Here is a 22,976-nt window from a genome sequence, read left to right as displayed (position 1 = left end):
ATAGAAGGAATTAATTTTACGACTTCATTGGTTATTTTACTGATATTGGCTGTGCCGATCAGCATCATAATATTCTTGTATTTTTTTGACCGGAGTCAAAAGCAACATGCAATTTTACGTAACTATCCTATATTAGGCCGTGTGCGTTATATGTTTGAGAAGGCGGGTCCTGAGGTTAGGCAGTATTTATTTAATGATGATAACAGCGGGAAACCATTCAGCAGAGAAGAGTATTTACATATGGTTATGCCGGGCAAATACTTGAGCAGTGTCATAGGCTTTGGATCTAAGCGGGACTTTCAGGAGCCGGGACACTATATCCGAAATTCTATGTTCACTATGCAAAATGAAGAAATGCGTGTAGACAATGAAAATTTGTTGAAAACGATGCGCTATGAAGTGGATTCCGATAATTTATTTTCCCGGAAAGAGCACCGTGAGGAAGTAACGACACTTCCTTGGCTGCTTCCTGAAGATGATGCCATTGTTTTAGGACCTGACTGTGAGCAGCCGTTTGTTGTACGCAGTCTGTTAGGCCAGTCGGGTATGAGTTACGGTGCGTTGGGAGAACATGCGATTACCGCGCTCTCAAAAGGAATCGGCATGGCTCAGGGTGCATGGATGAACACAGGTGAAGGCGGTGTGTCGGATCATCACTTGGCAGGAGGCGCGGATATCATTGCGCAGATTGGGTCTGGTTTATTCGGGTTCCGTACGGAAGGCGGGGACTTCGATATAGAAAAAGTGAAAGAAAAGGCCAAGGTTGCGCAAATTAAAGCTTTTGAAATCAAGCTGGCGCAAGGTGCGAAAATGCGCGGCGGACACGTAGAAGGAGAAAAAGTAACGGAAGAAATTGCGGCGATACGGAATGTTACACCGTTTACCTCCATCAACAGTCCGAATCGTTTCAATCAATTCAATGACTATGCGACATTATTTACTTTTATAGAAGATATTCGGATAGCAGGAGGAAAGCCGGTAGGCATTAAAATCGTTATTGGCGGAAAGCAGGACGCCGAAGAACTTGCCGCGCATATGGCGGAGAGCGGAATGGGACCTGATTTCATTTCATTGGACGGGGCAGAAGGCGGCTCTGGAGCCACTTATCAGGATTTAGCCGACAGTGTGGGCTTGCCGTTGCGTTCAGCGCTAGTTTTATTAGATGATGCTTTGAGAAAATATGAGGTCCGTGATCGAGTTAAAATTATTGCCTCAGGTAAGATTATTACTCCGGATAAAGCGGCGATTGCTCTTGCGCTGGGGGCAGATCTCATACAGGTTGCACGAGGTTTTATGATTTCAGTAGGGTGCATCATGGCAGAGCGGTGTCACACCAATACTTGTCCTGCAGGGGTCGCCACAACCGATAAACATCTGCAGCGCGCGCTTGTTGTGGAAGAGAAAAAGTTCCGCGTCACGAACTATATTTTGACGATGCGCGAAGGATTATTTCGTGTAGCAGCAGCGGCGGGACTGGATTCACCGACAAAGTTTGAGCGCCATCATGTGATTTATAAAGATGAGCGGGGCCGAATTCACTCAATAGAATAAAAAAGGACCCGATGAGTAATAATTCATCGGGTCCTTGATATATTAAATCCTTCTAAAGCTATTAAATTTAGATTTCCAATACGGGTTGCTCAGGCTGACAACTTCGGATTTCTTTCCGCCGGCATGAACAAACTTATTATTACCTACATAAATACCTACATGAGAAATTCCTTTTCGGTATGTATTATGGAAGAATACTAGATCCCCTGGTTTTGGTGCAGAAATTTTGGCCGACTGTTTATACTGTCCTGTTGTGGTTCTGGAAACAGATTTTCCGTTCTTTTTGAACGAATACTGAATGAAACCGCTGCAGTCAAAACCTCTTGTAGTTGTGCCGCCAAAGCGATAAGGAATACCTTGCAGGTTCATTGCTGTTTTCACAACACCTGAACCGGCTTTAACAGGTGCAGAAGCTGCTACTGCTGTCGTCTTTTTCAAAAGTGAACTCAAAACATAACCTTTTTTACCGTTAATCTTTACTTTGTACCACATTTCATTGCCTGCGCTTTTTTGATGAGTTAATTGAACCCGTGTGCCTTTTTTTAGAGTGAAAACTTTTCTATGTTTTGTGCCGGCATCTGCCCGGACATTTATATTGTTAGTCGTTATGTATGTACCGCTTTTCGCTGTTGCTTTACTTGCCGCATCAGCACTTCCGCCCGTGAACCCCATAATCATTACTGCTGCCATCAACATTGAACACAAAAACTTCTTCATTCTGATTCTCCTTCGGAATAATGTATGCCTTGCTCTCTAGCTGCAAGATACATATTACACGAGATAAAGAATCTAAACATTACGTTCTGATTAAGAATAAGTTACAGAGTTGTAATCTTGTAATGAAACTGTAATATAAGAAAATCAGCTGCCTCGTATTGAGACAGCTGATTTTCTTATATTACTATCTTGGAAATTTACTTAGGAGCATCTGTAATGATAGAGACTGAACCGTCGCCGGTAATATCATTTTCAGCAATCAGTGGCTCATTTGTACTCTCCAGGTCCTGTACATCTGAAGACAATACTTCTGGAGGGACGGGGTTTTTCAACGGTTCGTATCCGCCGTATGAGGGCTCAGTTTCCTCGAAGTTCTGCAGTTTTTGAGTAATTCTCTCCTGCATGAATGAATCGGGTCTGCGATCCCGGTCAGTTACTGGTTGGGAATCAGCAGGGGACAGCCCGTCAGTGTAGAATGGCTCGTTTTTCGAATACACACTGTAAGCCCACCCCTCATCAACGTACAACAGCATCCCGCCATGCTGGACTTCTTCGTAATATTTATTAGTCTCCTCCTCATCCATCCCGACATCATGCATCATTTGTCTAACTTTATTCTCACCCGAAATTAACCCGATAAAACGGTCTGTCCACGATTCGAATGCAGAATTCACGTCCGCCGCTGTTTGACTGCGGAGCATGCTTACATCCACTTCATTTTTAGCAATCACATAAATATTATCGTCAAGATAGCCTGTCAGCTTTAATTCTTCAATCTTGTCCAGAAGGTCAGAATGGTCATAATACACACCGATAAATGTCTTGTTATTCATTTCATCCATTGTATTGCCTCCTCTATTATTTCAGATTGGGTAGTATTGATATCATACCCCCTTGTGAAATATGAAAACCTGGAGCAAGCAGGGAATTAGAGAGAAAAAAACCGGCAAGAGCATTAGACTCTTTGCCGGTTTGGGCAGTTATCTTTGAATAGTTACTTTTCGCTCTCCGACCAATCTGCCGTTTTGATCATAAGCAAGGAAAGTGGCATAAGAAGCCAGTTGGAAATCCCTGATTTCATATTGTCCTTTATTCATCATGTAAATATTATGTCCTCTGTGGGCAAGTTCATAATCAAGGTCTCCCGAATGTGAAGAGAAACGGACGATGACTTTGCCGATTGTGCCACATGCATTGGATACTTCCGTTTCCATCAGCACGTCATTATTTGTTACTTTGACGGAAGGGAAGTCAAAAACAGTTGCAGTAAGAGAACAGGTCGGCATGGGAACACCGCAGTTGATCTCTTGCAGAATAGACTGATAGACCATTGGCAGTTCGATGCTATCTTGAATGTGGTGATAGCTGCCGCGTGTGTCTCTCGCGATTTCTTTCAAAAATGCTTCATCCACATCTTTTCCAAGACCGATTACGAAAATCCGGATGTCCCGGCTTTGCGCAATCTTTACTTGTTTACGGACGTCTTCTTTAGAGGATTTGCCGTCTGTCAGCAAGACAACATATTTCTTTCTGTCCGTTGTAGTGAATCGGCTGAAAGCTTCAGCTAAACCTTTGGAAATGTCTGTTCCGCCTGCTTCTCTGACACCATTTACTGAGTTGGCAACGATCCAAGGAAATCCTTTACTTAAGAACATTCCTCTGTTCGTAAAGTGTGTTGCAATATTATCGTCTGCATTTAATGCATAGATAAATTCTCTTGTTTTATCTACCCGAAAACGTTTTGGATCATTCCGTTTCATGCTGCCTGATGAGTCGATTACGAACCCGATTTCCGGCTTTTCAGCAGTACATGTTGTATCTGCGATGATTGGATGCGCGAATGAAACAGGGATCGAAAACTTTTTATTAAGAATGGAGTAGAGTACATCCTCGTCAACACTTGACCGAGAGATGGCAGTCGCAGTAATTTCATCCTTTACTGCATAACGCGGTGTATTGAATACAGCAGTGGCCTGCCCATTATAGAAATTCGGATTTGAATTCTCAAACGGCAGTCCATTCAATGATTCGAGTTTCAAGTAACCATTGAATCCGTATATTCTATCTCCGCCTGGCCGGGCAAGTGTTGCCGTCACGGTAGTCTGGCCAGTTCTTGGATAGTCGTTTAGAACATCCATCTGAATCTCTGCTTTCGGTTCATAAGTCAGAGTGGCGGCAGCAGCGGGAAGTATGCAGCTTCCTGTTTTGACTACAGGCGTCACCGTGATGGTATCGCTCGTCAGCTTTGTTGTCTTAGGAGCTATCACTTTAAGAGTTAATTCGGGACCATCTGATGTAACAATCGCCTGTTTGGGATAAGTCAGATATCTGCCAATATATTTATCGTTATTCCAAACCTCTTCATATCTTTCTATTTCAAAAGTTGCACCGCTTGCAGAGCTAACTTCAAATTCCATTTCCTTTTCATATGGAATCAAATTACCGTTACAGTCTCTGAATGTAAAGGTAATGAAAGTAGAGTCCTTTCCATTCGCAGTCAAAACAGGTTTCTCGATATCCACTCCTACTATATTTCCAGGATTATTACCGCCTGTTCCAGGAAGAGAAGGCTGGCTGGGACGTTCGAAATTCATGTCGTCATCCTTAACGAAATTGGCGGGATACTGAAATTTACTGTTATCTTTTCCGGTAGCTTTGGAACTAAGTCCCTCCAGCTCACAGCCTTCACTGCGTGACATTTTATATAGGTAATACACCATTTCAGCACGCGTCAGCTCATCTGCCGGTCCGAAGTCTGTGTAATCATTTTTACCAGTAAGTCCGTTGGCAATGTCGTTTACATATAAGTAATAGACTGACTCATGTTTGGATAAATCGAGTCCTTGATAGGCAGCAAAAATCCGTGCTGCGTCCGCTTTTTTTACGGAAGCATCTCTTGCATAACGGTTCGTGAATCCATTCAGCGGCAAAAAATGACTTCGTAAATAACGGTAATTGCCCATTGCCTTATGTTCCCCGGGCAATGCGACGAATGAATTCGGTGAAGTGCAGTCAAAACGGACGAGCATAGTCACCAACTGTGCTTCTGTGATCGCCTTGTCGGGTCTGAATGTTCCGTCCTGATACCCCGAAGTCAGTCCTTCATCCTTCGCCCACTGGATTGCATCTTTTGCCCAGTGGCGGTCAGGTACATCTGTAAATGAACTTTTGGCGGAAACTTGCGTTGGTATCAGCAGAAACAAAGCAAGCAGCATTCCCCAAATATAGGTGTTACGAGTTTTCAATTGAGCCGGCCCCCATTCTTATTGGAAGAAAATATCATCCCGATAATTTTGTTTTAAATCATTCTCAAGGAAATCCAGGAAACGAGATGTGATCAGTGCAGCTTGTGCTCTCGTCAATTGCTGCTGCGGGTTAAAACGGTTGAATTCATTCCCTTGAATGAGACCCAGCTCCGTCGCAACATACACACTGTCTTTCGCCCAGCCCGAAATTTTATGATCATCGACATAGTGTGTCTTAAATCCGGGACTTGGAGCTCTGCCTTCCATTCCAAGAGCGCGTACGAGTATCGCAACAGCCTGGACTCGTGTAACCGGGCTGTCCGGCTGGAATAAATCAGGCGTTACCCCTGTAATGATGCCTTGCTCGACAGCGCTCTCGATATACATATAGTCAGGGTCTTTTGTGGATAAGTCCTTAAAAATCGGTACTCTCGGAACTTTGCTTTTCTTCGGTTCTTCCAAAACACGCAAGTCTACAGCTTTTAAAATACCGACTGTATACTGGTACCGTTTCATTGGTGTATTCGGTGAGAAAAACTGAGATTTCTCATCAAAGATCCCCAATGAATACAGTTTTTGAATTGCGTCTTTTGCCTGATGGCGGTCCAAGTCACGGAATTTAGGGACGATCAGACGCTCAATTTTCGGTGTGTTTTTCTTCTGCAATTCTACTTTGCCTTTCCCGGCACCGAATGGAATATTATATTCATACTCACTGACCATATCGGAAGAACTCACGACGGAGTGACCGCCGGTGAAGCTGGAGAGAGAAGGGTCAAATGGTTCATAAACCAGCACTCTGGATTTACTGTCAGAAGCTTTGCTTGTGACAAAGGCAGAGCCGCGCGGTGTAACGATTTCTGAGTCCATTAATTGAGTTTCAGTAGCGCCCCAGAAGTTTTTATAACCCATACTGCGGCCATTTAAATGAACCGTAATGATCTCTTCCTTTTTTGCAGCAGTATCTTTAAATTTGTAAATTTTGCGGCCGACCATATTGCCGGAGTAGTAGCTTGAAGCAGGCTGATTGTCAGAGACAGTGCCCTCGGAGTATTGATAATCTTCCAAAGTGTACGTATTTTTCCCGATCGTCACTTTTTCCGAGTAACTCTTTACTTCAAATTGTGCGGTAGTCTGTCCTTTTCCGGCATGATCACTGACGTTCGCCGTGTAATTTACGCTTCTTGTCAGTTTATCGCCATTTGCACTCGTCAGCGTAAAACGATTGGTGCGTGTCAGGGTATTCTTATTTTCCTTTTCTGTGACGACCGCTTTACCGGAAAATTGAATAGGATAGCCGGTCAGGAAAAACAATTCTTTGTACTCGTATTCATTCATCACGCCGCCGTTTACGTCGACAGGGCCTGCTGATGCAGGGGATGTGTGAAGAGTCAGCGTCGCGATGAAAATAGAAAACAGAAAAAACATACTGGCTTTTTTAAAGAATTTCATTGCATGCACCTTCTTTTTAGGCAGCAGGAGTAGTATTCCTGCTGCCTTATTTTTAATCAACGATAATCATTCTGCCTTTGACGATATCTTCAGCCACTATATAGAGTCTGTCATTAATGCGTAAATCTTTTGAATGGATTACTGCGCCGTTTTTAATGAAGGTAGCTTGCTGGATATCCATTTTATTAATGAAGCCCTGCGTTGCCCAGGCACCATTCCTCCACTGGCTGACATTGCGTACATCTATCATTTTTGCATCGGGGGAGACAGCAGACAATCTGCCGGCAGACACGATGAGGTTTGAGTGATGATCCGTGAGATGCGCAGCGATGACTTGATTCCCTTTCATATAGAAGTATCCATAGTTATCCATCTGGAACTTTAAATCCATTTGAGGGATCAAATCATAATAAACGCGTCCTGTATTCTTGACTGCATATGTTTCATTATTGAACTCAAAATCTTTGTCTGCCGAATGAACCCAGACATTATTTTTCAATTCCTTCAATGCAGACAAGCGCAGCTGATAACCAAGCACACCGGACACTTTTCCATAGAAAATAGAATGATCAGCCAGATTGGGACTGTCCAATCCGTCATTGCTGATATGTATGACGTTGGCGTATTGCTTGTTCATTGGGCCGGCTGCTGCGACGAATGCAGTTCCGTATGCACCAAGGGCTTCCGGTTCGACCAGTCTGCCATTACGAATCAGAATAGTTCCGGCATGATAATGAAAACGTTCAGAATTCATTAACGTGATTTGTTTTTGGCTGCCATTAAAGCTTTTTAGCGGTTCATAATAAGTCCGCTCACTATTCTTCTGAATGATGATGCGTTCCACTTGTTCTTTACCATGCTTGCTTACGGTTGCGAGATACACTTTATGATTCTGGTATTTTCGCAGCTGATTGTGAGGGACAGGTTTATCATCTAAGTAAATAGGTGTCTGTGCCGCATAATAATAGCTGGTATTACTGTTCTTTTTCGTCGGGAACCAATGCCAGTCCCTGAATTGCGTTTCATCACGCATAATGATTTTTTTACTCACAGGATCAATGCTGTGAATGGTTCCTTTGTACAGTCCCGCCACTTGAACGCCGGGCTCCATAATTTCAAGCATCGTTATATAATTGGAGTTATACTCTGAAAACTTGATTTTGACACGGTCTCCTTCATATAAAGAACCGATATCTGTCAGCTTGCCTTTTTTGAAAACTTCCGTGTCTGCATTCAAGTAGATATTTTTTACGCGGCCGTCATCCAGCTTGACTGTCAGTCCCTTTAAACTTCTTTCCATATAAGAGACGACACCGCTGTATACTTTGCCATTTTCTTCAATGACTGCTGAAGGGGTGTCAGTTTTACCGTTCATCGTCTTGATTCGCCGGAAATCAACATCTGCTTCGATTTCCATACCGAGCTTGAATGCTTCGATCTTCACAGGTACCGTATCGACAGAAAGCTTCGCGTAATTGTCGATGGATAACGTAATCGTGCGTCCGGCTTCATTTTTAATCGTAACTTTACTCAATACATCTTTAACTGTATCTTTGTCCACTTGAATCTCATCATAATGTGCCTTGACGAATGTACCGGTTACGAGTTCACTTGCCTCTGTGCTGGCTGGTGGTATAAAGAAGCTCCCTATAGCGACTCCCAGACTGCAAATGAAAATGGAAAACCATTTCTTATTCAATTTATGTACACCTCCAAATTAATTGCATCATTTATATATCGGTAGATTGCTGAGTTTTTCAAGAAAAAAGACTCATGTTTTTACGTGGGCAGTTAGCCGTCCTGCTAACTGTTCGTTACTTCGCTGTCTATCGAATTCTTTGTCAGGGTTTTACATATATGATAGGATAATTTTAGAGTTTATTACAGAAAGGGTCGGTTTTATCATGAAGAAAAGACAGTTAATGGCGCCGCTTGGTTTATCTCTTCTATTATTAGGAGCTTGCAACGGAGATACCGAAGAAGAAAAGAAAGCGGATCAGGAACAAACCGAACCGGCTGAAAACAAAGCACCAGATGTAGTAGATAAATCAGATACGACGTCTTCAGACGAGGATCTGAAGGAAGAATTTGCTAAAGAAGAAGGCGTTTCCCAAGTCAGTCTGATCATTACCGAAGATGCCGGCGGATATGTGTTGCTGGATTTCGAAGTAACTGAGGATATGAAGGAAGAAAAAGCGAAAGAAATCGCGAAGAAATTCTATGAGCGTATTGAAAAAGAATATCCAGACCATAGCATAGATATCCAGGCACGTAAGAGCGGAGAAACATTCGTTCAGGAAACGAAAGAAGCAAAATAAAAACATTGCAGAGAATTTCTCTGCAATGTGGTAGAATCAGGTTGTGCGTTCTGGTCAGGAACGATACAGCAGGGCAATCATTCGGGTCCATCCGGATGATTGCTTTTTTATTCGACAGAAGACTTTGCTACACGGACATCCACCGCATTTTCAGGAGGAGTGGCCGCAGCTTTGGCGGATAGAGTATAGAAGGTAAAAGCAATGAAGATCCCGATAAGCCAAGCGATATCCATGCCGTTCATTGCTTTGGAAAGCGGTCCTTGATAGATCTCTGTATTAATGAAAGGAACCTGGCAAAGAATCGTAAATAAATAGATTCCCATCGTCCGGAAATTTAATCTGCCGAACTGTCCGTCCTTCTTCATGAACTCTTCGTGGTGGTATCTTCTCTTCAATATATAAAAGTCCGTCAGATTAATGACACTCCATGGGATGATGAAGAATAAAACAAAGCCCAGGTATATTTGAAAGTTTGCCATGAAATTTCCAGCACCAGCCGTTGCAGCAAATGCGACGACGATCCCGATCAGTACAGAAATGATGACACGCAGTCTGCCCGAAGTCCGGAACGTCCAGAAGTTACTCGCAATCGAAAGCACAATAATCCCTGCCCCGTAAATATTCAGTGAATTGATTACCAGCACGCCGAGTGACAGCAAAATGACGATCGAGTAGCCAAGTACGCCGCCCATATTCTTAATTTCACCCATGACATTACCGTTGACGACCATCGTAGCGATGGCGGCACCAATGACCATCAGCCATGCCGAACTCAGAAAACTGCCGCCAGCCGAATAGAAGAACGTTTTGCGGGCATCATTCGGTTTCATAAACCGAGAATGGTCGGAAACATAAGGACCGTACGTAATCTGCCAGGTCACACAAATGGATACGGCAAGAATGAAAGCAGTCCAGCTGAACGAACCCTGACTCAGTAAATCCATGGATAATTGGCTGATGACCAGCACAGTGAGGATCAGGAAGATCACTGTATAGCCGATCGTATACAGCTTCATCGATTTTTGAATGATGTTCTGCCCATAGACTGCCAGCAGAACCATCGGAATCAAACTGACCATTACGGTAAGGTTGATGTTAAAACCAAGCGTTTCCTGTACACCTTGAGCAACTAAAATCGTGTTCATGGCCCCATAGCCGAAATACATCGTCAAAATAATGAGCATGGGCAGGATGACGCCAAAGTAGCCGAATTGAGCACGACTCTGCAAGACTTGTGGGATCCCCAGTTTCGGTCCCTGGGCGGAATGCAGCCCCATGAACACGGCGCCGATCGCATGTCCGAGAAGGATAGCGAGTGTTGCCCACCAAAAATTCAGCCCGATGATAATCGCCAATGCGCCGGTGACCAGCGTCGTGGATACGGTACTTGCAGCAAACCAGGTGAAAAACAGTTCTTTCGGATTTCCTTTACGATCTTTCTCAGGGATAAATTCGAAACCGACTTGCTCAATTGATTTTGATTTAGCATTCGCCATGGAAACGCCTCCTTTGATTTTAGAACTGATGAAGGAGAGAAGCAGTTCTCTCCTATTTAACTGACAACAGGACGCAGTACAGACCAAAATTCTTTCTGCACATCAATTACTTCATCAATCGCCTCTTTTTGATTGGCATATAATTGATCGGGATATCCTTGTGCTCCGGATGAGTATGGATCGGTCACATCGGTTTCAATGCCGCTTAAGCGTTCGATGATTTTTAGTGTGCAGAACGGCACGTAAGCATTGCTGTAGCCGCCTTCATGACAGAATACGATTTTTCCGCCGCAATGCTTGCCTGCAATACGCAGCATAATATCGGTCAGCTTGCCAAATCCTTCAGCTGTCATCATCATCCGGCCAAGCGGATCAAACATGCCGGGATCCTGTCCGGCGGATATGATAATTAATTCTGGCTTGAATTCATCCGCAATCGGTTCGATAATCGATTCGAACGCATGGATATAGCCTTTATCCCCAGTTCCCGGCGGCAATGGAATATTGACGTTATATCCTTTTCCGGCACCTTCGCCGGTATCTTCCTTGTAACCCGTGTCACTAGGGAAGCTTAAGTGCTGGTGAATGGAGAAAAACAGGACATTTGGATCTTCATAGAAAGCCTGCTCCGTTCCGTTTCCGTGATGCACATCCCAATCTAACACCATGACTCGCTCAAGCCCGTATTTTTCACGCGCATATTTCGCGGCAATCGCCACATTATTGAAAATGCAGAAACCGATGCCTTTATCTTTTTCAGCATGGTGACCCGGGGGGCGTGTCAGCGCATAGACATTATCGGCTTCGCCTTCCATCACCGCGTCAACGGCACGCAGCGCACCTCCTGTAGAGAGAAGAGCGATTTCGTAGGAACCTCTGCCGACAATGGCATGATCTCCTGCATCTCCGCCAGTCGTATCGCTTAAATGCTTCACTTTTTCCACATATTCAGGAGTATGAAAATATTCAATTTCTTCTTTAGTGGCGGGACGGGGCTCAATTTGATTGAGCTGTTTCATTAAACCGCATCGTGCTAGGAGATTATTGACGCGTCTCTTTGTTTCAGGGTGTTCCACAAACACATCAGTCTGCATATATCCTCCTGAAGGTAAAAAAAGCGTTCCGCTGCCCGTGTCGTGCCAGAAGTAACTTTCATCAAAAATATAGCCAGTGTTCATCTGTATCCCTCCAAAATAGTGTATATAGGTAGATGAATGAATATCAGTCATTCGAAAGTATAAGGCATACCCGAGTAAGCGTTTTCATTTACACTTCAAATTTGCCGCTCTATTGTGATAAACTTAAGTAAGAAGCCGGCAAAGAATCATTGTCAATGAAGCGGGAATTGTGTCCGGATGGTGACATTCCTTCTCTCTGAGTACAAACAATAAATGAATATCAGTCACTTGTCAACTGCAAATTTTGTATAATTTAAAAAAGTTTACAACGGCACACACTGTCAAAAGGAAAAAGAGGGGCGAGTTGTCAGAAAAGAATGTTTGAGATATAATATTAAAAATCTATAGACAGAGAGCGTGGGGAGTTTATTGGGAAAGAAAACAGCGATTGTTCAATCCGCCATACAGGTTTTTAAAGAGCAGGGAATAGAGAAGACGAAAATCTCAGATATCGTCAAGCGAGCGGGAATCGCACAAGGAACTTTTTATTTGTATTTTCCTTCGAAGCTGTCTTTAATGCCGGCTATCGCAGAAGTGATGGTGGTCAAAACTATGGATATAGTAAAGCACACAGTGGATGACCAGGCTCCTTATCCTAAACAATTCGAGCAAATGGTGGATGCCATATATGAAGTGAATAAAGAATATTATGAGATACTGGCCGTCATTTATTCAGGGCTGGCCTCCACTGAGCAAATCCGCGAATGGGAAGCAGTGTACGCGCCGTTTTATAAATGGGTCAGCGAGAAATTGAAAGCCGCGAAAGCCGCAGGGGCAGTCCGCGATTCCATCAAGCCTGACCGGACAGCTAAAATTCTCATCGGGCTCATCGAGTCGACTGCAGAGCAGGTTTTTCTGTATGCCAGCCATGATGAAAATGAAGCAGACCGTCAAAAGTCAGAGGTTCTCGACTTCATGAATTATGCACTTCAGTTTCAAACGGTAAAAAGCTGATGGAAGTATAGGCAGGGAGGGGCGCCTTTCCATCCGCCCCGTCTTTTTTTTTCTGGTAATAGTGACTGTGGAAAAATTGTATCGCATTAAATCTTTTATTGTGGTAAAATGAATGACAGTCAGTCAAAAAAGATATTTCAAGATAGAAAAGTGGAGGGGATATTATGAATAAAGCCTGGTTATATGTGGCATTGACTAGCTTCTTTGAATTAGTCTGGATTTTTGGCTTCAATACAGCAGATCAATGGTGGCATTGGATTTTTATCGTAGGCTTTATATTTGTCGATTTTCACTTCTTAACGAAAGCTTGTGAAGGCCTGCCGACTGGAACGGTATACGCAGTATTCGCAGGAATCGGCACAGTCGGGACATCTTTAATGGATGTATTTTTTTTCGGAGAGGATATAAGTTTAGGGAAACTATTTTTCATCTTCATCCTAGTGATCGGCGTGGCAGGACTGAAAATAGCAGATGGCATGGATGAAAAGAAAGCGTTGAAAGGAGTGGAGGAGAATGGGATGGATACTGGTGTTCTTGGCGGCACTAAGTGAGCTCATCGGTGTAATCGGATTGAAGAAGTTCAGTGAGAATAAGAGCTTGATGATGGGATTAATATATTACGGAGGCTTCGGCACGGCATTCTTCTTCCTATATAACTCTTTCAAGTATCTTCAAGTCAGTACTGCCTACGCGGTGTGGATTGGTATCGGTACGGCAGGCGCCGTGATCATAAACATGATTTTCTTCAACGAATCCAAAAGTACAGGCCGTGTAGCAAGCCTCGCGTTGATTGTTGTTGGAGTTGTAGGATTAAAAGCATTGTCATAAATAAAAGGAACGTTCGCGTCATATAGCGAACGTTCCTTTTTTTACTGACCAAGCAGTTTCTTTTCGAAATCTTTCAGTGACATACCCGAATGAACGCGTTGGCGGTTCAAATGAAACGGTGAGTCGCCCTGGAACACATTGCCTTCTGTAATGGTGAAGCCGCTTTTAATGCCGGCGACTTTACTGGCGCGCAGAGCTTCTGTATTACGAAGACCATATGGATAGGCAAGGGCCGATACTGAAGGTTGCCGCGGGACGATTTCATGAATCGTCTGGCTGGCTTTTAACAGATCTTCGTAGATCAGCAGCCTGGGTGTGTATTCCAGCAGTGCCAGTCCCGTCATTGAATTAAAGCCATGTAAATCATATGTATGGCTCTGATAAGAAATGACGTCCTGTGTTGCCTGCATTTGTTGCTCAGTCAAGTAGCCTAGGCGGTTAATTCGGCTGGCAATCAAGAAGGCGGTTGCTTTTAATTTGTTTGCCTTAAGAATTGGATATGCTAAATCTGCTGTAGAGGAATACCCATCGTCAAATGTAATCAAAACGGATTTTTCAGGAAGCTTTATTTTCTTTTGCAGCCAGAGTGTCAATTCTTCAGATGTAATGGTACGCCATCCGTTGACTTTTAAATAATTCATTTGCTCTTTAAACTTACTTACTTCCAGAATGGACAAATTATCTCCGTCTTTATTCTTCACGAGGTCGTGATACATGATAACAGGGAGTCCTTTTTGAACTTCGATATCTTTTCTATAGATGTAACCCGTTTTACCGCCGAAAATAACTGGATAAAAATCGCCTTTCAGCCTCTGAACAAAAACGGTTTGCTTTGACTGCAGGTGACCGAATTGAACTGCTTTTACGGAAGGTTTTGAATAGACCGGTACACTTTTTTTCGTCATAATGCGAACGGGATTTGCACTTTTCAGCTGTTCAGCGTCCTGAGATACTGGATGAGCGTGCTGTTTTGAGAACTTTACTTCCAGGTCACCGATTTTAGAATAGTAAAAACGCTCGTCAGATCCCATAACTGTGTGAACAGAGCCTTTCGAAAAAACAGCGATTTTCTGGGTATCTTTAAAAACAGGGGAAGCGGCAGCGACTTTCACAACTTGACGGTCAGCAGCATGGGTGAGGGGGGCGGCAAATAAACAGCTGCAAAAAAATACAGCCAATACTAGTAACTTCTTCATTCGATGTATGTCTCCTATTCTGTATGCACTTTTTTAATAGTAAGTTGTCGCAGGCGGGAAAGCAAGGTGAATTATGAGGAAAGTCTTGCAGTTTTGTGAATGACAGAGATAAAAGAAGTTAATGATATAAGCAGAATAATTAACCTACTAAAAAGGACTGTTCTGCATGTGCACAGAACAGTCCTTTTCTACTGTGGAAGAGAGAGGGAGCGTCAGAGGCGGGACAACTTTAAGGAGCGCTTCTGTATCTCTCTTTCAAGCATGACAATGAATTCATTGTTTAGTTTAAGTCTCCGGGCCTGTTGGTATGAATAAATCAGCAATTGATCCGATAATTGAAGCATAATAGAATCGCCTCCCCTTAAATGAATAGAAGTCCTCCAAGCTGCATATACTCTCAAGATGTTAATTATGATATTACCAGAGGCATCGGGAAAGAACAACCGTTCGTTTTATCCACATGGCAGGTGGATAAGTTGTTAGTATTATGTGAATAGAGAAGGTAAACACACTGATATTACAGGGTATTATGTGTATAGAGTTATAAACAAAAAAACAGTTGTCGAAAAGTGTCGAAGAGTTTTCTAAATAGTTTAACTTATATAGTTGAAGAAAGTGAACTATGAAATCCACTAAAAGAATAGAGTCTAAAAGAGAATGTCTTGGAAGTCTTAGAAAACATAAAAAAACTTTTGTTAATCTTGATATGCAATATATCGCGATATATTGCATATGTAAGCGTATTCAGTAGTTTTCTATTAGTCACAATTGAGTAAAAACTTTAATAATACGGTTGACCTTTATCTTTATACAAGATATGATAGCAACAATCTAGTTCATAGCCGTGTGATTCTATACATTGGCTATTCAGAATATTCAACTGAATGCAATTGATTGATAATTGGTTCGTTCGATTAGTTTAGGAGAGATTGCAATGAGAAGTGACATGATTAAAAAAGGGATCGACCGGGCACCGCACCGCAGCTTACTTTATGCAGCCGGTGTTAAAACGAAAGATATGAACAAACCATTTATTGGTGTATGCAACTCATATATTGACATTATTCCAGGACATATGCATTTGAACAAATTTGCTGAAGTAGTCAAGGAAGCGATTTGGGAAGCGGGCGGAGTACCATTTGAATTCAACACGATCGGTGTGGATGATGGAATCGCAATGGGGCATATCGGTATGCGCTATTCACTGCCGAGCCGCGAACTGATAGCAGACTCAGCAGAAACGGTCATTAACGCACACTGGTTTGACGGTGTCTTCTATATACCGAACTGCGACAAGATCACACCGGGCATGCTCATGGCGGCAGTACGGACTAACGTACCTTCCGTATTCGTTTCAGGCGGACCGATGGAAGCTGGCGTATCAGCAACTGGAGAAGCTCTTTCACTAACATCTGTTTTTGAAGGGGTCGGAGCATATAAGAGCGGAAACATGACATTGGAAACGCTGAAGGACATTGAAGAGAATGCTTGTCCGTCGTGCGGATCATGTTCAGGAATGTTCACAGCGAACTCCATGAACTCTCTGATGGAAATGCTCGGTATGGCATTGCCAGGAAATGCGACAATTCTTGCAACCTCTGACGAACGTCATAAGCTGATCAAGAAGGCAGCGAAGCATTTAATGGAATGTATTGAAAAAGATATTAAGCCAAGAGATATTATAACTAAAGAAACAATCGATGATGCATTCGCGCTGGACATGGCAATGGGCGGTTCCACTAATACAGTCCTCCATACACTGGCCATCGCACATGAAGCAGAGATTGACTACAATATTGAAGATGTAAATGAGGTAGCAAAACGAGTTCCGTATTTGGCGAAGATTATGCCGGCATCGGATTACTCTATGCATGACGTCCATCTGGCCGGAGGTGTAAGTGCAATTGTCAATGAATTGTGTAAAATTGACGGGGCCATCCATAAAGATCGGATTACCATTACAGGGCAGACAATTGCGGAAGATGTAGCAGGACATGAAATCACGAATACAGATGTCATTCGGACGAAAGATGATCCGTACAGCCCAGTCGGCGGCCTGTCCATTTTATTTGGAAATATCGCCCCTGAAGGCTCTGTCATTAAAGTCGGTGCTGTTGATCCTTCTATTAAAGAGTTCAGAGGCGAAGCGATTGTCTTTGAATCACAGGAAGAAGCACAAGCGAGAATTGATGATGATACAGTGAAGGCAGGGCATGTAGTGGTTATTCGTTACGAAGGTCCAAAAGGCGGACCGGGAATGCCGGAAATGCTTGCCCCAACCTCAGCTATTATGGGCAAGGGGTTAGGAAAAGAAGTGGCACTCATTACAGACGGCCGTTTCTCTGGTGCATCCCGAGGAATTTCCATTGGACATATTTCACCGGAAGCTGCAGACGGCGGGCCGATTGCTCTTGTCGAGAATGGTGATATCATCGAAATTAACTTGACGAACCGTACGATTGAACTGAATGTGCCTGACGAAGTTCTTGCAGAGCGCAGACATGCTTTGAAGCCATTTGAACCCAAAATCAAAAAAGGATATCTGGCAAGATATTCAAAACTTGTTACTTCAGCCAGTACAGGCGGAGTAATGAAGATATAAGCTGAGAGTTTTAAGTTGAATAAAGATAAAACGTTGATGAGGTTAAAGCAGATAGAAAATTGTATTCACAGAGAGCCGGTAGCGCTGGAAGCCGGCAGTACAACTATTTGCGACATCCCCTCGGAGTGGACTGCTAAAAGGTTAGCTGATTAGGCAGTCTCGGGCTCAAGAATTTGGGCTCGTTAGCAATGAGAAAGCGGAGTTTCGGCTTGCTTTCTTATAAGGTGACGATTGTCACGAACTAGGGTGGTACCATGGAAGCTTTTTCATCCCTATGTGAAGAAAAGAGATTTCTTTGCGTGGGATGAAAAGGCTTTTTTTTAGGAGAAAACAACATTGATGAGTTTGAATATTTGAAAAATGCAAGGAGGAGTCCATTATGAGTGCTGAAGTAAAAGAAAAACAAACAGCCGCCGCAGCGAAGCCAATGGAACTTAATAAGAAATCTTTAGACGGATCCGCCATCTTAATTCAGGCGCTGAAAGAACAGAATGTTGAAGTCATCTTTGGTTATCCGGGAGGCGCAGTGCTTCCGATCTATGACGCGCTTTACAACGATCCTATTCCTCACGTTCTGGCACGTCATGAACAAGGGGCAATCCACGCAGCAGAAGGATATGCACGTGTTTCAAGGAAAACAGGCGTTGTCATCGCGACGTCAGGTCCGGGAGCGACGAACTTAGTAACGGGTATCACGGATGCCATGATGGATTCATTGCCGCTGGTCGTAATCACGGGGCAGGTAGCGAGTACAGTAATCGGTACGGATGCTTTCCAGGAAGCAGACATCATCGGTATTACACAGCCAATTACGAAACATAATTATCAGGTACAGAATGTAGCAGACCTTCCGCGGATCATTCGTGAAGCGTTCCATATTGCTTCTACAGGAAGACCGGGACCGGTTGTTGTTGATGTTCCGAAAAACGTTGCGACAGATCTGTTCGTACCAGTTGAAAAGGAAAATAAAGAAGTGAATTTACCAGGCTACCAGCCGACTAAAACGCCGAATTACCTGCAAATTCAAAAAGCTGCAAAAGCCATTTCTACAGCGAAAAAGCCGATGATCCTTGCAGGAGCCGGTGTGCTTCATGCAGGAGGAACAGATGAACTGAAAGAGCTTGTGGAAAGACATCAGATCCCTATAGCGAACACATTGCTGGGTCTGGGTTCTATTCATGGCGATCATGAATTATTTGTCGGAATGGCTGGAATGCACGGACTGGCGACTGCCAATTACGGTTTGAATGAGTGTGATGTTTTGCTGAATGTCGGTGCCCGTTTTGACGACCGGCTGACAGGAAACTTACAGTCATTCCTGCCGAACGCGCGTGTTATTCATGTAGACATCGACCCGGCAGAAATCGGCAAGAACGTTGTAACTGAAATTCCGATCGTCTCGGATGCAAAAGAAGCATTGGCAGCATTGCTGAAAGCGGACTTCAAATCGCCTGATTCATCGGAATGGGTACAGTACTTACAGAATATGTCGAAAGAATATCCGCTGTGGTACAAAGAAGATGACGAGGATCTTCTTCCACAGCAGGCACTGGAAATTGTGCACCGCATAACAAAAGGTAATGCGATTGTAACGACTGACGTGGGCCAGCATCAAATGTGGACGGCGCAGTATTACCGCTTGAATAATCCGGACAACTGGGTAACATCCGGCGGCCTTGGAACAATGGGCTTCGGTTTCCCGGCAGCTATCGGGGCGCAGATTGCGAAACCTGATGCGCGTGTAATCGCAGTTGTCGGGGATGCAGGCTTCCAGATGACAGCGCAGGAACTTTCATTGCTTCAGGAACTGCGGATTCCCGTTAAAGTCATCATTCTAAATAACGGTGCGCTGGGCATGGTCCGTCAGTGGCAGGAAACATTCTATGAAGAACGCTATTCACAGTCGCTGATGCCGGTTCAGCCGGACTTTATCAAATTGGCTGAAGCGTATGATCTGAAAGGATACCGGATCAATACACTGGAAGAAGCAGAAAGAGTTTTTGAAGAAGCTTTATTATCAGATGAGCCGGTTCTAATTGACTGCCGGGTAAAACAGCTGGAAAACGTTTATCCGATGGTAGCGCCTGGTAAAGGCAGTGCAGAAATGATTGGAGTGAGTCCTAAATGAAACGAATCATTACCGTAACAGTTATCAACCAAAGCGGAGTGCTGAACCGTGTAACAGGACTTCTCATGAAGCGTCAATTTAACATTGAAAGTATTACAGTGGGTCCTACTGAACAACCAAATAGATCAAAAATGACATTCCAGGTTCATGTGGAAGATGAAAACAAAATCGAACAACTTGTAAAGCAGCTGCAGAAGCAGATAGATGTTATTACAGTTAAAGATATAACGGATAAAGCAATTGTGCTGCGTGAGCTCGCCTTAGTCAAGGTGATCTCACCGCCGCAGATCCGTGCTGAAATGAACAGTATTGTTGAACCTTTCCGGGCGACTATTGTCGATTCAGGAAAGAATGTAGTAACTTACCAGGTAACGGGTGACCCAGACAAAATCGAAGCTTTCATCGATTTGCTGAAACCATATGGCATCAAAGAGTTAACACGAACCGGCGCGACGGCATTTGCCCGTGACATGCAAAAGGTTCAAGCACCACAGCTGTCGATTTTAAAACAATAATTCACACACACACTAGGAGGAAATGAAAATGACAAAAATGTATTATAACCAGGATATCAATGAAGGACTATTACAGGACAAAACAATCGCAATCATCGGGTACGGTTCACAAGGACACGCACATGCTCGTAATCTAAAAGATTCAGGCTTCAACGTAGTAGTCGGCGTACGCCCGGGTAAATCGTTCGATCAGGCAAAAGCTGACGGATTAGAAGCATTGACTGTTAAAGAAGCATCTGAAAAAGCAGATTTGATCATGATCCTGCTTCCTGACGAAAACCAAAAAGCAGTATACGAAGCAGAAATCGAGCCGGCTCTTGCTAAAGGCAAATCATTGGTATTCGCTCACGGTTTCAACGTACACTTCGGCGAAATCAAACCTCCTGCTGATGTAGATGTATTCCTTGTAGCTCCAAAAGGACCAGGACACTTAGTACGTAGAACATTTGAAGCAGGCGGCGGTGTTCCGGCACTATTCGCAGTTTATCAAGACGTTTCAGGCCAGGCGAAAGACGTAGCCCTTGCATATGCAAAAGGGATCGGCTCTGCTCGCGGCGGTGTATTGGAAACAACATTCGAAGAAGAAACAGTTACAGACCTTTTCGGAGAGCAGGCAGTACTTTGCGGCGGCTTGACTTCATTAGTAAAAGCTGGATTCGAAACGCTTGTAGAAGCTGGATATCAGCCTGAACTTGCTTACTTCGAAACATTGCACGAAACAAAGCTAATCGTAGACTTAATGTACGAAGGCGGAATGGCTGGAATGCGCTATTCTATCTCTGATACAGCTGAGTGGGGAGATTTCGTTTCTGGACCGCGCGTTATCGATGCAGATACAAAAGCACGGATGAAAGATATTCTTACTGATATCCAATCAGGTAAGTTCGCAAAAGAATGGATTGAAGAAAACAAAAACGGACGTCCTAAATTTAACGCAATCGAAGAAGCTGAATCTAAGCACCAAATCGAAGAAGTTGGACAAAAGCTTCGTTCTATGATGCCATTCATCAGCGAAGGAGCTAAGTCGAAAGAGGAAGAAGTGGTAGCGAGTGAGAAAAATTGATATTTTCGATACCACTCTTCGCGACGGTGAGCAATCTGCAGGTATTAATTTAAATACAGTAGAAAAGTTAGAGATCGCCCGCCAACTTGAAAAACTCGGGGTAGCAGTCATTGAAGCAGGATTTCCTGCTTCTTCCCCCGGGGATTTTGAAGCCGTTCAGCGTATTGCTAATACTGTGAAGAACTCAACAGTTACAGGCCTTGCAAGAGCGATGAAGAAAGATATTGATATATCATGGGAAGCCCTTCGCGGCGGCGTCCAGCCTCATCTCCACGTTTTTTTAGCAACATCGCCGATTCATATGGAATATAAGCTGAAAAAATCTCCGGACGAAGTGGTTGACATAGCAGTGGATGCGGTAAAATACGCAAAGCAGTATTTCCCTCTCGTTCAATGGTCAGCAGAAGATGCTTTCCGTTCAGAGCCTGAATTCCTCGTCAGAATCATTAACAAAGTAATACAAGCCGGAGCTACAACAATCAATATTCCCGATACTGTAGGCTATGCAACACCGCAGGAATATGGTGCTCTTTTCAAATACTTGAAAGAGAATGTTACCGGAATCGAGAAAGTAAAGTTGTCTGCACACTGTCATGATGACTTGGGGATGGCTGTGGCCAACTCCATCGCAGCTGTGGAAAACGGTGCAGATCAAGTGGAGTGTACGATTAACGGAATTGGAGAACGTGCAGGAAACGCTTCATTGGAAGAAATTGCGGTAGCTATGCATATCCGCAACGACTTCTATAATATGGAGACCGGCATCAACTTACAGGAAATTAAACGTTCAAGCCAGCTGGTAAGCCGTTTGACAGGTGTAGTGATCCAGCCAAATAAAGCAGTTGTCGGCAAAAATGCATTTGCCCATGAATCCGGTATACACCAGGATGGCATGCTGAAAAATCGACAGACGTATGAAATCATCACACCGGAATTGATTGGTGAAACGGATATTCCGTTAGCACTCGGTAAACACTCCGGACGCGCTGCATTTAAGGATCGCGCAGTCACGATGGGGTTTGAACTAACTGACAAGCAAATCAATGAGGCATTTGATGACTTCAAAAAGCTTGCAGACCGTAAAAAAGAAATTACAGAAGACGATTTATTCGTACTGTTTACCGGCCAGCAATTGGCTGATACGGATACTCCAATTTACGAATTGCACAACGTACAGGTTCAGTACGGTACATCCAATATACCTACAGCGACGGTTACAGCTACTGTCCCAAGCGGCGAAACTGTTACCGTTGCGACAACTGGCGCAGGTTCTGTTGAATCCATTTTCAACGCATTAGAACTTGTGATCAAAGGTGAGGTTCTGATTCTCGATTACCGTGTAACATCCATCGGTAAAGGCCGGGATGCACTGGGAGAAGCGCTTGTTAATTTGACTTATAATGGCTTGGAACTGAAAGGCCGCGATGTGGCACAAGACGTATTGGAAGCATCTGCAAAAGCTTATCTAAATGCAATTAACCGCCAATTGGTACGTGAGAAAATGCGTAAACAAGAAGTAATTAATTGACTTAATTAACTGCATTTTTAGTGGACAGGAAGTATAAAGTGAAGAGGATATTCTTTAGAAAATAGTAAGTAGGATCGAAGCGAAAGACGGTCGACTCCGGGAGGATCAGCCCGACAGGTGAGCCAACTTTGGGGAGCGAAGCGACCAAGTTGGCTCACCGCGGGCCCTCCGGAAAGCGTACCGTCTGAAGCGCAGATCCCAAACT

19 protein-coding genes are annotated in these 22,976 nt (G+C 43.7%); 10 read left to right on the top strand and 9 right to left on the bottom strand.

The window, feature by feature from the left end:
* Positions 1-1,551: an FMN-binding glutamate synthase family protein gene (locus tag NCCP2331_RS05440; protein WP_251669094.1), complete on the top strand. Its 1,551-nt coding sequence runs from the start codon at positions 1-3 to the stop codon at positions 1,549-1,551.
* Between the two features lie 42 nt (positions 1,552-1,593).
* On the opposite strand, the gene NCCP2331_RS05435 is transcribed toward NCCP2331_RS05440, so the two are convergent.
* The 5 genes from NCCP2331_RS05435 to NCCP2331_RS05415 form a co-directional block, all read right to left on the bottom strand.
* On the bottom strand, positions 1,594-2,268 hold the full coding sequence (locus NCCP2331_RS05435) for a C40 family peptidase (RefSeq protein WP_251669092.1): 675 nt from the start codon (positions 2,266-2,268) through the stop codon (positions 1,594-1,596).
* 197 nt (positions 2,269-2,465) lie between these two features.
* Positions 2,466-3,110 (bottom strand): YflT domain-containing protein, encoded by a 645-nt coding sequence (locus NCCP2331_RS05430; protein WP_251669090.1) that lies wholly within the window; start codon positions 3,108-3,110, stop codon positions 2,466-2,468.
* Between the two features lie 138 nt (positions 3,111-3,248).
* The gene (locus tag NCCP2331_RS05425; protein WP_251669088.1) at positions 3,249-5,513 is read right to left on the bottom strand and encodes an S-layer homology domain-containing protein; all 2,265 of its coding nucleotides are present in this window, start codon (positions 5,511-5,513) and stop codon (positions 3,249-3,251) included.
* 18 nt (positions 5,514-5,531) lie between these two features.
* A complete protein-coding gene (locus NCCP2331_RS05420; RefSeq protein WP_251669085.1) occupies positions 5,532-6,965 on the bottom strand; it encodes an S-layer homology domain-containing protein in 1,434 nt (477 codons plus the stop codon).
* Positions 6,966-7,017: 52 nt separating this feature from the next.
* A complete protein-coding gene (locus tag NCCP2331_RS05415) occupies positions 7,018-8,664 on the bottom strand; it encodes a hypothetical protein (protein WP_251669083.1) in 1,647 nt (548 codons plus the stop codon).
* A 205-nt stretch (positions 8,665-8,869) separates the two neighbouring features.
* Between NCCP2331_RS05415 and NCCP2331_RS05410 the strand changes: the two genes are divergently transcribed.
* Positions 8,870-9,283: a cation transporter dimerization domain-containing protein gene (locus NCCP2331_RS05410; protein WP_251669082.1), complete on the top strand. Its 414-nt coding sequence runs from the start codon at positions 8,870-8,872 to the stop codon at positions 9,281-9,283.
* 107 nt (positions 9,284-9,390) lie between these two features.
* On the opposite strand, the gene NCCP2331_RS05405 is transcribed toward NCCP2331_RS05410, so the two are convergent.
* Both NCCP2331_RS05405 and NCCP2331_RS05400 read right to left on the bottom strand, forming a co-directional pair.
* Positions 9,391-10,779 (bottom strand): purine-cytosine permease family protein, encoded by a 1,389-nt coding sequence (locus tag NCCP2331_RS05405; RefSeq protein ID WP_251669081.1) that lies wholly within the window; start codon positions 10,777-10,779, stop codon positions 9,391-9,393.
* 56 nt (positions 10,780-10,835) lie between these two features.
* Entirely contained in the window at positions 10,836-11,957 is a 1,122-nt protein-coding gene (locus NCCP2331_RS05400; protein ID WP_251669080.1) for a class II histone deacetylase, read from the bottom strand.
* A 369-nt stretch (positions 11,958-12,326) separates the two neighbouring features.
* On the opposite strand from NCCP2331_RS05400, the gene NCCP2331_RS05395 reads away from it, so the two are divergent.
* The 3 genes from NCCP2331_RS05395 to NCCP2331_RS05385 all read left to right on the top strand — a co-directional run bounded on the left by NCCP2331_RS05395 (position 12,327) and on the right by NCCP2331_RS05385 (position 13,739).
* A complete protein-coding gene (locus NCCP2331_RS05395) occupies positions 12,327-12,911 on the top strand; it encodes a TetR/AcrR family transcriptional regulator (protein ID WP_153722066.1) in 585 nt (194 codons plus the stop codon).
* Positions 12,912-13,072: 161 nt separating this feature from the next.
* Positions 13,073-13,462, top strand: coding sequence for a DMT family transporter (locus NCCP2331_RS05390; protein WP_153722067.1), 390 nt, complete (start codon positions 13,073-13,075; stop codon positions 13,460-13,462).
* Entirely contained in the window at positions 13,425-13,739 is a 315-nt protein-coding gene (locus NCCP2331_RS05385) for a DMT family transporter (protein WP_153722068.1), read from the top strand. Before NCCP2331_RS05390 ends, NCCP2331_RS05385 begins: the two co-directional genes overlap by 38 nt.
* Before the next feature lie 41 nt (positions 13,740-13,780).
* Here the strand turns inward: NCCP2331_RS05385 and NCCP2331_RS05380 are convergent, their stop codons facing one another.
* Positions 13,781-14,935: a polysaccharide deacetylase family protein gene (locus NCCP2331_RS05380; RefSeq protein ID WP_153722069.1), complete on the bottom strand. Its 1,155-nt coding sequence runs from the start codon at positions 14,933-14,935 to the stop codon at positions 13,781-13,783.
* A 212-nt stretch (positions 14,936-15,147) separates the two neighbouring features.
* Complete coding sequence (gene sda / locus NCCP2331_RS05375) at positions 15,148-15,279, bottom strand: sporulation histidine kinase inhibitor Sda (RefSeq protein ID WP_153722070.1); 132 nt, start codon at positions 15,277-15,279, stop codon at positions 15,148-15,150.
* Positions 15,280-15,869: 590 nt separating this feature from the next.
* On the opposite strand from sda, the gene ilvD reads away from it, so the two are divergent.
* From ilvD to NCCP2331_RS05350, 5 genes are all read left to right on the top strand, one after another.
* On the top strand, positions 15,870-17,537 hold the full coding sequence (ilvD, locus tag NCCP2331_RS05370) for a dihydroxy-acid dehydratase (RefSeq protein ID WP_251669079.1): 1,668 nt from the start codon (positions 15,870-15,872) through the stop codon (positions 17,535-17,537).
* A gap of 379 nt (positions 17,538-17,916) precedes the next feature.
* Positions 17,917-19,665, top strand: coding sequence for a biosynthetic-type acetolactate synthase large subunit (gene ilvB / locus NCCP2331_RS05365; RefSeq protein WP_251669078.1), 1,749 nt, complete (start codon positions 17,917-17,919; stop codon positions 19,663-19,665).
* Positions 19,662-20,180, top strand: coding sequence for an acetolactate synthase small subunit (gene ilvN, locus NCCP2331_RS05360; protein ID WP_153722073.1), 519 nt, complete (start codon positions 19,662-19,664; stop codon positions 20,178-20,180). Before ilvB ends, ilvN begins: the two co-directional genes overlap by 4 nt.
* A 28-nt stretch (positions 20,181-20,208) precedes the next feature.
* On the top strand, positions 20,209-21,243 hold the full coding sequence (ilvC, locus tag NCCP2331_RS05355; RefSeq protein ID WP_153722074.1) for a ketol-acid reductoisomerase: 1,035 nt from the start codon (positions 20,209-20,211) through the stop codon (positions 21,241-21,243).
* Positions 21,230-22,771, top strand: a complete 1,542-nt coding sequence (locus NCCP2331_RS05350) for a 2-isopropylmalate synthase (protein ID WP_153722075.1) — start codon at positions 21,230-21,232, stop codon at positions 22,769-22,771. The genes ilvC and NCCP2331_RS05350 overlap by 14 nt, the downstream gene beginning before the upstream one ends.
* Positions 22,772-22,976 lie beyond the last annotated feature (205 nt).

The sequence above is a fragment of the Sporosarcina sp. NCCP-2331 genome, assembly GCF_023707945.1.
GTDB classification, from domain to species: Bacteria; Bacillota; Bacilli; order Bacillales_A; family Planococcaceae; genus Sporosarcina; species Sporosarcina cascadiensis.
This window is presented reverse-complemented; position numbering and strand designations above follow the sequence as displayed.